This window comes from Pseudomonas monteilii NBRC 103158 = DSM 14164 (assembly GCF_000730605.1).
GTDB classification, from domain to species: domain Bacteria; phylum Pseudomonadota; class Gammaproteobacteria; order Pseudomonadales; family Pseudomonadaceae; genus Aquipseudomonas; species Aquipseudomonas monteilii.
The window spans coordinates 198,448-210,681 of sequence record NZ_BBIS01000008.1; the positions used below are offsets into that span (position 1 = coordinate 198,448).

At 61.6% G+C, this 12,234-nt stretch carries 10 protein-coding genes; 3 read left to right on the forward strand and 7 right to left on the reverse strand.

Annotation, left to right across the window (positions count from 1 at the left end):
• Positions 1–62: 62 nt before the first annotated feature.
• Positions 63–1,445 (reverse strand): heavy metal sensor histidine kinase, encoded by a 1,383-nt coding sequence (locus tag PM2_RS03420; RefSeq protein ID WP_028698569.1) that lies wholly within the window; start codon positions 1,443–1,445, stop codon positions 63–65.
• Positions 1,442–2,116: a heavy metal response regulator transcription factor gene (locus PM2_RS03425; protein WP_016713703.1), complete on the reverse strand. Its 675-nt coding sequence runs from the start codon at positions 2,114–2,116 to the stop codon at positions 1,442–1,444. The genes PM2_RS03420 and PM2_RS03425 overlap by 4 nt, the downstream gene beginning before the upstream one ends.
• Before the next feature lie 239 nt (positions 2,117–2,355).
• On the opposite strand from PM2_RS03425, the gene PM2_RS03430 reads away from it, so the two are divergent.
• Positions 2,356–2,559, forward strand: a complete 204-nt coding sequence (locus tag PM2_RS03430) for a hypothetical protein (protein WP_016713704.1) — start codon at positions 2,356–2,358, stop codon at positions 2,557–2,559.
• Positions 2,560–2,627: 68 nt separating this feature from the next.
• Here the strand turns inward: PM2_RS03430 and cmoB are convergent, their stop codons facing one another.
• Together cmoB and cmoA are read right to left on the reverse strand one after the other, a co-directional pair.
• Positions 2,628–3,584 carry a tRNA 5-methoxyuridine(34)/uridine 5-oxyacetic acid(34) synthase CmoB gene (gene cmoB / locus PM2_RS03435; protein ID WP_016713705.1) on the reverse strand — a complete coding sequence of 319 codons (957 nt, stop codon included), beginning with the start codon at positions 3,582–3,584 and terminating at the stop codon, positions 2,628–2,630.
• A complete protein-coding gene (gene cmoA / locus PM2_RS03440) occupies positions 3,581–4,324 on the reverse strand; it encodes a carboxy-S-adenosyl-L-methionine synthase CmoA (protein WP_019097224.1) in 744 nt (247 codons plus the stop codon). Before cmoA ends, cmoB begins: the two co-directional genes overlap by 4 nt.
• 210 nt (positions 4,325–4,534) lie before the next feature.
• On the opposite strand from cmoA, the gene PM2_RS03445 reads away from it, so the two are divergent.
• Both PM2_RS03445 and PM2_RS03450 read left to right on the forward strand, forming a co-directional pair.
• A complete protein-coding gene (locus tag PM2_RS03445) occupies positions 4,535–5,725 on the forward strand; it encodes an alpha-xenorhabdolysin family binary toxin subunit A (RefSeq protein ID WP_016713707.1) in 1,191 nt (396 codons plus the stop codon).
• Between the two features lies 1 nt (position 5,726).
• On the forward strand, positions 5,727–6,662 hold the full coding sequence (locus PM2_RS03450; RefSeq protein ID WP_016713708.1) for an alpha-xenorhabdolysin family binary toxin subunit B: 936 nt from the start codon (positions 5,727–5,729) through the stop codon (positions 6,660–6,662).
• 6 nt (positions 6,663–6,668) lie between these two features.
• Here the strand turns inward: PM2_RS03450 and PM2_RS03455 are convergent, their stop codons facing one another.
• The 3 genes from PM2_RS03455 to PM2_RS03465 all read right to left on the reverse strand — a co-directional run bounded on the left by PM2_RS03455 (position 6,669) and on the right by PM2_RS03465 (position 12,228).
• Positions 6,669–7,061, reverse strand: coding sequence for a protease inhibitor I42 family protein (locus PM2_RS03455; protein WP_028698568.1), 393 nt, complete (start codon positions 7,059–7,061; stop codon positions 6,669–6,671).
• Positions 7,062–7,168: 107 nt separating this feature from the next.
• Positions 7,169–9,589, reverse strand: a complete 2,421-nt coding sequence (lon, locus tag PM2_RS03460) for an endopeptidase La (protein WP_028698567.1) — start codon at positions 9,587–9,589, stop codon at positions 7,169–7,171.
• A gap of 227 nt (positions 9,590–9,816) precedes the next feature.
• Positions 9,817–12,228: a glucose/quinate/shikimate family membrane-bound PQQ-dependent dehydrogenase gene (locus PM2_RS03465; protein ID WP_016713711.1), complete on the reverse strand. Its 2,412-nt coding sequence runs from the start codon at positions 12,226–12,228 to the stop codon at positions 9,817–9,819.
• Between the last annotated feature and the right edge of the window lie 6 nt (positions 12,229–12,234).

Here is a 12,234-nt window from a genome sequence, read left to right on the forward strand (position 1 = left end):
CTTGGTCGCCTGTACCGGTCCTTTCGCGGGTAAACCGCGAAAGGGCCGGTACAGGCGACCGATTACTCGGCAGGAAACACCAGCGTGAAGCGGGTAGGCCCAAGGGGGCCGCTGTTCACTTCGACCCGCCCACCATGCAATTGCATGATCGACTTCACGATCGCCAACCCCAACCCGGTCCCGCCCTCCAGACGCGAGCGCCCCGATCCCACCCGGTAAAATCGCTCGAACAAGCGCGACTGGTGCTCGGCAGCAATGCCAGGCCCCTGGTTCTCCACAGATAGCCTTACTTCGCTGCCATAGCGTTCGATACGCAGTTCGATGGGCTCACCCTCAGGGCCATGCCGTATCGCATTGCTTAGCAGGTTCGATAACGCCCGCTGGAGCATCAACCGGTCACCCAGCGCCGTACCCCACCCCTGAACACGCAATTCAACGGCTTTCACTTCGGCGCTGAAAGCAAACAGCTCGACCACCCTTGCAGCCTCGTCGGCCAATGCCATCGGCTTGAGCGCGATCTGCACTTGAGGCTGGCTGACCTGGGCGAGAAACAGCATGTCGTTGATGATGCGGTTGAGCCGCGTCAGTTCCTCGATGCTGTCTTCCAGCACTTCCCGGTAGTTGGCGTTGTCCCGCTCACGGGCCAGGGTCACCTGCGCCTTGCCCATCAGGTTGCTCAATGGGGTACGCAGTTCATGGGCAAGATCATCGGAAAACTGCGACAACTGGCTGATACCTTGGTCGAGGCGATCGAGCATGACGTTGATGCTGCTGGCCAGTTCTGCCAGCTCCTGTGGCAAGCCAGTGGCGGGCAAACGATGCTGCAGATCCTGGGCCGATACCTGCCCGGCAATGCGCCGGAAGTGCCGCAGGGGTTTCAGGCCGCGTTGCATCAGCCACCAGGCGCCCGCGCCAATCAAGACCAGCAGCAGTGGCAGAGCGAGCAAAGTGGAATGCAGGTAAGCCTGCAGCAGGGCGTTGTCGTCGGTGCGGTTGAGCGACATCATCACCTTCACCGGCGTGTTGTCGCGCAGGCGCATCAGCCGGGTCACGGTGAGGATCTGATTGCCGCTGCTGTCGCGCCAGGCGTGAAAGCGCAGGCGGGCACCGGTGTGCAAATCGCCCACCTGCGACTCCAGAGCCGGGCCGAGGCTGAGCAGGTGCGGGTGGCGGCCCTCCAGGGCCATTACGCTGAGGCTGAGGTTGTCATGCCCCATTACCAAGTCGAGCAGGGGGTGTGCGCGGCTGCCCAGGTCTTCGCTGCGCAGGTCAACGCGCAGGTTGTGCTCGACCTGCAGCATCTTGCGCGCCAGGTCTTTGCGTGCGCGGTTGTCCAGTTCGTGATCCAGCGCGAACACCGCCAGGCAGGCAAGCAGCAGCACGAGTGCGGCGCCCATCAGTGTGACGCTCAGGCCCAGTCGCAGCGACAGGCTGGGGTTTTTCAAAAGCGCGCCTCAAGTACATAGCCTACGCCACGCAGGGTGTGGATGAGCTTGTTGTCGAACGGGTCGTCTATCTTCGCCCGCAGGCGCCGGATCGAGACCTCGACCACGTTGGTGTCGCAGTCGAAATTCATGTCCCAGACCAACGAGATGATCTGTGTGCGCGACAACACTTCGCCGGTCTGACGCATCAGCAGGTGTAGCAGCGCGAACTCCTTGGCGGTCAGGTCGATGCGTTGCCCGGCGCGGTAGGCGCGGTGGCGGCCGGGGTCCAGTTCCAGGTCGGCGACGCGTAGGGTGCTGGGTTGCAGTTGCTGGTCGTTGCGGCGCAGCAGGCTGCGGATGCGGGCCAGCAACTCAGGGAACTCGAAGGGCTTGAGCAAGTAGTCATCGGCGCCCAGGTCCAGGCCTTTGACCCGGTCGGCGAGACGACCGTGAGCGGTGAGCATCATGATGCGCGTGGCCGACTCGGCACGCAGCCGCTGCAGCACGGCCCAGCCATCGAGTTCTGGCAGGTTGACGTCGAGGATGACCAGGTCATACGGCTGCTGGCGGGCCAGGTGCAGGCCGTCGGTGCCAGTGTGGGCGCAGTCGACCACGTAGCCGTTTTCGCGTAGGCCCTGTTGCAGGTAATCGGCGGTACGCAGTTCGTCCTCGATGATCAGTAGGCGCATGAAGGGGCTCGGTGTGATGAAAGGGGGCGATTCTCGACCCTGTAGTGGCATCAGGGTCAAGGGGCGGGATGTTACGGGATGAGAAAGGAATCGCGGCGCAGATAACGGATTTGTAATGCTGCGGTTATCTGGCTGTCTGTTCTGCGCAGATTGCAGGACTGTAATCCCCGCCTCACCTTGCTGTTAGCTTCCCCTCACTAGGATGGCCGTGTCTGATCGGTTATCACGAGGCAACCACGATGAACCTGACCAAATACCTGCTGTTGGCCACCCTTGCCCTGGGCAGCGCCAGCGCCTATGCCGAGGGCGGTGCGGAACGCTCCAGGCAGTTCTGGCAAGCCTTCCGCGAAGACCAGCAGCGCCTGCACGGCGACAAGCAACAAGCGGTTGCCGAACGCGAGCGCAAGGCGCAAGAGAAGGCCCGCGAGGTGGCCAAGGACTGAGGTAACAGCACCTGCGCGCGACAGCTCCTCGGCGCAGGTGTATTCAGGCGCCCGATCGGGCGCCTTTTTTATTTGCGCGCCAGCAGGGTGGCGCGGCGTGGGGCCGGCAGGCCTTCGATGGTCTTGCTGTGGTCGTTCGGGTCGAGGAAGTCGCCCAGCGACTGATAGCGCATCCACTCGGTGCTGCGCTGCTCCTCAACGCTGGTCACGCAAACATCGACGCAACGCACATCGCTGAAACCGGCACGGCGCAACCAGCGCTCCAGGGCCGGAACCGATGGCAAGTACCAGACGTTGCGCATCTGCGCGTAACGGTCTTCAGGCACCAGTACCTGGTTCTCGTCGCCTTCGATCACCAAGGTTTCCAGCACTAGCTCGCCACCTTTGACCAGGCAGTCTTTCAGCGCCAGCAAGTGTTCGATGGGGGAGCGACGGTGGTAGAACACGCCCATGGAAAACACCGTGTCGAAACCTTCCAGGTTGGCGGGAAGGTCCTCTAGGGCGAACGGCAGATGCCAGGCCGGCAGCTCCGGCAGGTATCGCTGCACGGCCTGGAACTGGCAGAAGAACAGCCAGTTGGGGTCGACGCCGATCACCATGTCGGCCCCGGCACCGAGCATGCGCCACTGGTAGTAGCCGTTACCGCAGCCCACGTCGAGCACACGCTTGCCTTTGAGGTCCAGGTGCGGCGCAACGCGAGACCATTTCCAGTCCGAATGCCACTCGGTATCCACATGCACGCCAAACAGGTCGAACGGGCCTTTGCGCCAAGGCGACAGGCCCATCAGTGCCTGGCGCATTTGCGCACGGGTGTCGTCGTCGCAGTCGCAGTCCAGACGCAGTCCGTTGACCAGGTCGATATCGCTGGGTTGCAGGGCGGGCAGGGCATCGAGCGCACCGCGCCAGCGGTCGAGGTCACCGTGGCCTTTCTCCAGCTTGGCTTCCAGTTGCGCTTGTAGGCCTTGCGACCAGGAAGCCAGGGGCGTGCCCGCGAGGCGGCGGACGAGGGGGGACAGATCGATCATGGCAGGGCTATCAGCGAGGCGAAGTTAAGGCATTGGAACCAAGGCACCACTTTCGAGAAACCGGCGGCGCGCAGGCGCTCCTGGTGGGCTTCCAGGGTATCGGGGCGCATCACGTTTTCAATGGCGCTGCGCTTCTGGGCGATTTCCAGTTCGCTGTAGCCATTGGCCCGCTTGAAGTCCAGGTGCAGTTCATTGAGCAGGTCCTGCTCTTGCTCATCGGCGAACCGCAGCTTTTCCGAGAGGATCAGCGCGCCACCGGGCAGCAGTGCCTGGCGGATACGGCCGAGCAGTTCCAGACGCTGGTCGGGGGCGATGAACTGCAGGGTGAAGTTCATCGCCACTACCGAGGCGGGCTCGAAGGGCAGGGTAAGGATATCGGCCTCCAGCACATGCACCGGCAGCAGCTCCTGGAACATCGAGTCCTGGGCGGTGAGGTACTGGCGGCAACGTTCGACCATGGCGGCGGAATTGTCCACCGCGATCACCCGACAGCCGTCGCTGCGCACATGGCGGCGCAGCGACTGGGTAACTGCCCCCAGCGATGCGCCCAGGTCGTATAGCGCGGTATTTGGCTGGGCGAAACGCGCGGCCAGCACACCGAGGTTCTCGACGATGGTCGGGTACCCGGGCACCGAGCGCTTGATCATGTCCGGGAACACACGCACCACGTCCTCGTTGAAGACGAAATCAGGCACCTGCTCCAGGGGCTGGGAGAAGAGGCGGTCGGGTTGTTTGCTCACGGCAGGCTCGATACAGGGTGAAACGGGGGCGCATTTTATCCAAAGGCCGCGCATCTTGCCATGGCATTGCTTCAGGGTCGGAGCGTTCAGACCGGGAGCAGTGAACTTTCCCACAGTGCTAAGTTATCAAGATGAATGAATTCAGTCGGGTGAAGAAGGACACTTCGAATGCAGGTTGACTGGATTTGAAAAAGGATAGTGGGTTAAGTGATGAGTGCCAATACTGGGCGGGAAGAAGTTACCGTAGATGAACTGGACCCGGTGTCCAAGGTCAAGATGTTGCCGGAACGCTATTTTACATTCATCGAGAACCGGCTCGAGGGTGGCCAGCACGTTGGCAGCTTATTGACGGCTGATAATCTGAAGGTCATCAAGCGATACGCCAATACTGTAAATCAGTTGCCACACACGCGAGCCGAAATCGAGCGCGAAGTCGATTATGCGGCACTCGGCCTTGACGCCTCGATGGTTCATGACCTGTATACGGCGCTGCACAGGCATGTGTACGAGTGGGACATACTGGAACGCAGCATCAAGCAACTGGGCCCTGAAGTTGAACTGTTCGCTGAAAGCTTGGTACAGCGTGGCGGCAGCCTGCTTGCGCATCTTGAAAGCAGTGATGTCTTTATGGCAATCAAGCAGCGACAGGCCGAGCAGGGCGATGATGTTTATACGTCGGAACTGAGTGAAGAAGATCAAGCGCAGATCGCCAGTGTGCTGACACTTGGCATCAACGAACTGGTCAGGGAAATTGAAGGCACTCGCCGGCGAATTGATGAAGTAGACGCACGTGCCAACTGGTTCAACAGTGAGATCAAACGCGAACTGAAGCCGCGAATGACACGGTTGTTGAAACACTTCGACGAGAAGATTTCCCATCAAGACATTCTGATGAAACGGCGGCAGCTGGATCAATGGGACGAACAGATTGACCAGTTGAAGTCCGAGTACGATGCCAATGTGGGCTACGCGTTCACAGGTATCTTGCTGGGGCCGATTGGCCTGGTCATCACCGGCGGGGTGTTCGGTGACAAGGCAGAAAAGATCCGGGCCAGAAAAAACGCGTTGATCGAAGGGCGCGAAGAACTGGCGGATGCACTCGGCAGGATGGCCCCCGCGCTGAACGACTTCGAGCGTATCTCGACATTGGTCAGGGACCTGCAGTTCAGGTGCAAGGACCTGTCGGCAGCTACCCGGCGCCTGGCAGATGTATGGCTGTTTCTGGCCTCGTACGCCAATAACTCCGTGAACGAAGCCAAAGAGCTGAGCACCCTCACTCAACTTGAATCGTTTGTTCACGATTTTTCTGAGGTTATCAAACCGTGGAGCAAGATAGGCAATATCTGCCACACATTGTCTGAGTTATTTAATGAATTGATTGAAGAATATGAGGACGTTTGACATGGACGTGACCAACGTTAATGCGACCCTGCCGGATTTCGTGCAGATGCAAACCGTGCAAGATCAGGTATTCCACCTGATACAAAGCTGGGACATGAACGTGTTACCCGGGGCGCGTGAGCAACTGGGTGAACTGCGTACATTGTTGCTGGGTGTCGAACGCGCCTTCAAGGAGAGCCTGATAGGCGCTATCGTTTTGCTGGAGGACCGCGATTTCATTCCGAGCAAACTGGGGGGCGATACCCATTACCGGCTTGCCAGTGTGCTAAGCCGTTTAAGCCAGCTTCATTCACTGTTGTCCAGGCAGAATCTGCGGTTGGAACTTTTCACACTGTCTGCCTTGGTAGAGCCGTTAGCGGAACTGGACAAACGAATCGTCAGCCTCCAGAGCCAGGCGTTAGCCTTCGATCAACGATTGGCCCAATTGCGCCAGCAGCGGGCAGATATTGGCCAGGCTATCGAATTGTTCGAAAGGCCGTCCGTTGCCAGTGCACTGAAGGGCTTGATCCCGAGCGATGATGACATTGACCAGATCATCGGGTTGATCACGGACCCGAAGATCGATGCCAGCCTGCTGAAGGCTGTGACTGGCAAGTTGGCCAAGCATGCTGATGCACTGGAGGGGGCCAAGACGTTCAGTGACTTGAGCAAGGTTCGCACCAGGCTTGATGAAAAAATAGAGGCAGCGCTGGGCGACCAGCGGCAGCTGCTGCGAGCCTTGCAGAGTGCGCAGGGTGAGCGGGAGGCGATCACGGCGTTGTCTGGCCTTGAAGCACTCAAGAACGCGTGGTTGCACGAACTGCGCAAGGTTGAACTGGAGTGGCAGGCTCAGGCCGTGAAGCTCAACGCGACGATGGGCCTGGATGCTGCCACGGTCGCGCTGAAAGACCTCTGTGACTACCTAAAGGTCGTGCAGATGGCGTATGACCGCAGTTGATCGTGCTCAGCGGACGATAATCTTGCAGTCGAAGGTTTGCACCGGGGCGACGTCTGCGGCCCACGGCTGCTGGTAGACCAGCACCAGTTGGGCGTCTCCGGTGCTGCTGGCCTGGAAGCGCCAGGTGGAAACACCGGCGCTGCCGACCACGTCTTCTTCTTCGGGGGCGCTGTATACCTCCGGGCCGAGGCTACGCAGTACGCTTGAGGCTGGGTTTTCGACACGCCAGCGATAGCCGGTGGACGGGTTGCTGGGCAAGCTCAGGGTGAGTGCCTGGCCAACCTGCAGCCGGGTTGGGCATTCACTCTCGGCATCCAGTTCGACGGGCTGTGTTTGGTGCTGGGCGCAGGCAGAAAGCAGGGCGAAGCTCAGGGGAACGAGCAGACGAGGGGCGGTCATGTTGGCTCCGGGGGCTGGCGATGGCCCGAGGATAACCGATGCTGTTGGGTTTTGTGTTGTCAGTGCCGGCCTCTTCGCGGCTAAAGCCGCGAAGAGGCCGGTGCAGGTTAGAACAGAACCTTGGCCACATCGGCAAAGCGCTTGGCGAAGTGAACCGTCAGGCCTTCGCGCAAATAGTCCGGCAGTTCTTCGAAGTCCCCTCGGTTAGGCTCTGGCAAGACCAGCTCGAAGATTTTCTGCCGCCGCGCCGCAATCACCTTCTCGCGCACACCACCAATCGGTAGCACCTGGCCGGTGAGGGTCAGCTCGCCGGTCATGGCCACGCCTTTTTTTGGTGCCTGGTCGCGGGCCAGCGACAGCAGGGCACTTGCCATGGTGATGCCCGCGCTCGGGCCGTCTTTGGGCGTGGCCCCTTCAGGTACATGCAGGTGGATGAACGCTTCGTTGAAGAAGCCTGGGTCACCGCCAAACTGCTTGAGGTTGGAGCTGACATAGCTGTAGGCAATTTCGGCCGACTCCTTCATCACGTCACCCAGCTTGCCAGTCAGCTTGAAGCCACGGTTGAGGGTGTGAATGCGGGTCGCCTCGATCGGCAGCGTGGCGCCACCCATGCTGGTCCAGGCCAGGCCCGTGATCACGCCTTTGCCAGCCAGTACCTGCTCGCTGCGGAACACCGGTATGCCGAGTGCCGCTTCGAGGTCCTTGGTGCCGATCTTCAGTTTTGCATCGGGGGCTTCCAGCAACTTGACCACGGCCTTGCGTACCAGCTTGCCCAGTTGCTTTTCCAGCTGACGCACGCCTGCTTCGCGGGCATAGCCATCGATCACCAGGCGCAAGGCGCTGTCGCTGATGCTGAGGCTGCTTTTGGAGACGCCGGCCTTTTCCAGTTGCTTGGGCCACAGGTGGCGTTTGGCGATGGCCAGCTTTTCCTCGGTGATATAGCCGGACAGGCGGATCACTTCCATGCGGTCGAGCAATGGGCCAGGGATTGAGTCGAGGGTGTTGGCAGTGCACACGAACAGCACCTTGGACAGGTCCAGGCGCAGGTCGAGGTAGTGGTCGAGGAAGTCGACGTTCTGCTCCGGGTCGAGGGTTTCCAGCAGCGCTGAAGCCGGGTCGCCCTGGTAGCTCTGGCCCATCTTGTCGATTTCGTCGAGCATGATCACCGGGTTCATCACTTCGACGTCTTTCAGGGCTTGCACCAGCTTGCCGGGCTGGGCACCGATGTAGGTACGGCGATGGCCCTTGATCTCGGCCTCATCACGCATGCCGCCCACGCTGAAACGGTAGAACGGCCGGCCAAGCGACTCGGCGATGGACTTGCCGATGCTGGTCTTGCCCACCCCGGGCGGGCCGACCAGCAGCACGATCGAGCCGCTGATCTCGCCTTTCCAGGCCCCTACGGCGAGAAATTCAAGGATGCGTTCCTTGATGTCGTCGAGGCCGGCATGGTGCTGGTCGAGGACCTTGCGCGCATGCTTGAGGTCGAGCTTGTCCTTGCCGTAAACACCCCACGGCAGTGCGGTGGCCCATTCGAGGTAGTTGCGGGTGACGGCGTATTCGGGTGAGCCGGTTTCGAGAATGGCCAGCTTGCCCATCTCTTCGTCGATGCGCTTGCGCGCCTGGGACGGCAAGGTCTTGCCTTCCAGGCGCTGCTCGAACTGTTCGAGGTCGGCACTGCGGTCGTCCTTGGTCAGGCCCAGCTCTTGCTGGATGACCTTGAGCTGTTCCTTGAGGAAGAACTCGCGCTGATGTTCGCCGATCTGCCGGTTGACCTCGGCCGAGATCTCGTTCTGCAGGCGCGCGACTTCCACCTCTTTGCGCAGCATCGGCAGCACCTTTTCCATGCGTTTGAGCATGGGTACGCAGTCGAGTACTTCCTGCAACTGGTTGCCGGTGGCCGAGGTGAGCGCGGCGGCGAAATCGGTGAGCGGCGACGGGTCGTTGGGGCTGAAGCGATTGAGGTAGTTCTTCAACTCTTCGCTGTACAACGGGTTGAGCGGCAGCAGCTCTTTGATCGCGTTGATCAGCGCCATGCCGTAGGCCTTTACCTCGTCGGTGGGCTCGGCGGGCTGGCGCGGGTATTCGACTTCAACCAGGTAGGGCGGGCGGTGGTGCTTGAGCCAGGTGCGGATGCGTACCCGGGTCAGGCCCTGGGCAACGAACTGCAGTTTGCCGTTCTCACGGCTGGCATGGTGCACCTTGACCAGCGTGCCGTACTGCGGCAGCGCGGCGGTGTCGAAGTGGCGGTGGTCTTCTGGCGGGGTGTCCATGAAGAACAGTGCCAGGCAGTGGTCCGGCGACTTGGCCACCAGGTCGAGCGTTTCGGCCCAGGGTTCTTCATTGACGATGACCGGCAGTACCTGAGCCGGGAAGAACGGGCGGTTGTGGATCGGGATCACGTAGACCTTGTCCGGCAGCTGCTGGCCGGGCAGGGCGAGGGCATGGCCGGTTTCGGCCTGCGTGGTGGTGTGTTCGACTTCGTTGTGTTCGTCGGGGTGTTCCGGGAAATCCTGCTGGTCGCTCATGGGGCACCTGCGTGAATGACTATGGTGCTTAGATGGGGCAGGGTGGGATGGGTTTCAATGGTAGACGAAGGCAGCAGGCAGGGCTTTCATCTTTGGTCGGCTGTACCGGCCTCTTCGCGGCTAAAGCCGCTCCTACAGGTACGGCGCCTGCCTTGGGGGCAGCACAGAACCTGTAGGAGCGGCTTTAGCCGCGAATGCGGCAGCACAGCCACCGCATCACTTGAGGGTTATTCAGCGAGTTTGTAAGCGATGATGTAGTCGCCCATTTTGGTACCCAGCGAGCCATGGCCGCCGGCAGTCACCAGCACGTACTGCTTGCCATCCTTGCCGGTGTAGCTCATCGGCGTGGCTTGGCCACCTGCCGGCAGGCGGGCTTTCCACAGTTCCTTGCCGTTGTTCACGTCATAGGCGCGCAGGTACTGGTCGAGGGTGCCGCTGAGGAAGCCGACGCCACCAGCGGTCACGATCGAGCCGCCCATGCTTGGCACGCCAACTGGCAGGCCGATCGGGACCGGGGTGCTGTCGCGGGTGGTACCGTTCTTGTGCTTCCACACCACCTTGTTGGTGAACAGGTCGATGGCGGCAACGTAACCCCAGGCCGGGGCCTGGCACGGTACGCCCAGTGGCGACATGAACGGGTGCATGGTCACTGCATAAGGGGCGCCGGTATTCGGCTGCACGCCGCTGGTCTCGCTTTCGCGTTTGCTGCCTTCGGCAACCTGCTCACGCGGGACCATCTTCGATACGAAGGCCATGTAGTTGGGCGAGGTGAACAGCAGCTGGCGCACCGGGTCAACCGACACGCTGCCCCAGTTGAATACGCCGACGTTGCCTGGGTAGACCAGCGAGCCCTGCTCGGACGGCGGGGTGTACTGGCCTTCGTAGCGCAGCTCGCGGAACTGGATGCGGCACAGCATCTGGTCGAACGGCGTGGCGCCCCACATGGCCTGTTCGGTCAGCTCAGGGCCAAGCAGGTTGAGGTCGGAGCGGGCCTGGGTCGGCGAGGTGTGGTCGCCCTTCACCGCGCCTTGCGGGGTAGGGATTTCGCGAATCGGTACGATCGGCGTGCCGTCGCGGCGGTCGAGCACATACAGGCTGCCTTGCTTGGTCGGCACGATGATCGCGGGTTTCACGCCATCGTCGGTCTTCAGGTGCACCAGGGTCGGCTGGCTGCCGACGTCCATGTCCCACAGGTCGTGATGGGTGAACTGGTAGTTCCAGCGAGCCTTGCCGGTGGCCAGGTCAAGCGCGACCACGCCGGCGCTGTACTTCTCTGCGCCTGGTGTGCGGTCGGCGCCCCACTGGTCCGGGGTCTGGTTGCCCAGCGGCAGGTAGATCATGCCAAGGTCTTCATCGACGCTGGCGATCGACCACATGTTGGCCGAGTTGCGGCTGTACAGCTTGCCCGGGGCCAATGGCTTGGTGTCGTCCGGGTTGTTGCTGTCCCAGTTCCAAACCAGGTGGCCATCGTGCACGTCGTAGGCACGGATCACGCCGGACGGCTCGTTGGTCGACTCGTTGTCGGTCACGTGGCCGCCGATGATCACCAGGTCACGGGTGACTGCAGCAGGCGAGGTGGAGTAGTAGCCGCCGGCGGTGAACGGGCCGATACCGGTGGTGAGGTCGATCACGCCCTGGTTGGCGAAGCCTTCGCACACCTTGCCGTTGTCGGCGTTGATGGCGATCAGGCGGGCATCTGCGGTAGGCAGGTAGAGGCGGCGCGGGCAGGCCTGGGCCACGGCTTGGCCTGCGTCAGTGATTTTCGGTGCCGGGCTGCCGTCGCGGCTGACGTAGCGGTTTTCGTCATAGTACGAAACGCCACGGCAGGTCATGTGGGCAAAGCCCTTGAAGGTGCCGACCGGGCTTTTGACCTGAGGGTCGTAGCGCCAGATTTCCGCACCCGTGTCCGGGTCCAGTGCCAGCAGGCGGCTGTGCGCGGTGCAGGCATAGAGCATGCCGTTGACCTTCAGCGGGGTGTTCTGGTTGGTCAGCTCCACCGGGTCGTTTTCGGTCGGCAAGTCACCGGTACGAATACGCCAGGCCTCTTCCAGGCGGTAGGCGTTTTGTGGGGTGATCTGACGCAGCGGCGAGTAGCGGTCGCCATGTTCAGTACGGCCGTAGGCCTGCCATTCGCCGTCGGGCATGGCCGGGGCAGCACTGGCCATTTCACTGCTTTCGCGGCCCAGTTCGCCGAACACTTCACCGGGGTGGGTGAACTGGCTGGCGACCGCGCAAGCGCCGGATGCGACCACGGCAACGCTCAGCAGCGCAGTGTTGGCTTTGCTGGCCGGGCCGATCAGCGGGCGACGTGCCCAAGGCAGCAGCAGCACCACGCCGATGGCGAACCAGATGGCCAGGCGTGGCACCAGTTGCCACCAGTCCAGGCCCACTTCGAGCAGGGCCCAGACGGTGCTGGCCAGCAGTACCAGGCCATACAGGCCCAGGGCGATACGGCGCTGAGCCAGCAGCAGGATGCCCGACAGGGCAAAACCGATACCGGCGATCAGGTAGTAAAGCGATCCACCCAGCTGGCTCAGCTTGATGCCGCCGGCCAGCAGGGCCAGGCCCATCAGCAACAGCAGCGCGCCCATCAGGCGCGGTAGCCAGCGGCTTCCATTGTTGGCACTTTCAGTGCTCATCGTAGG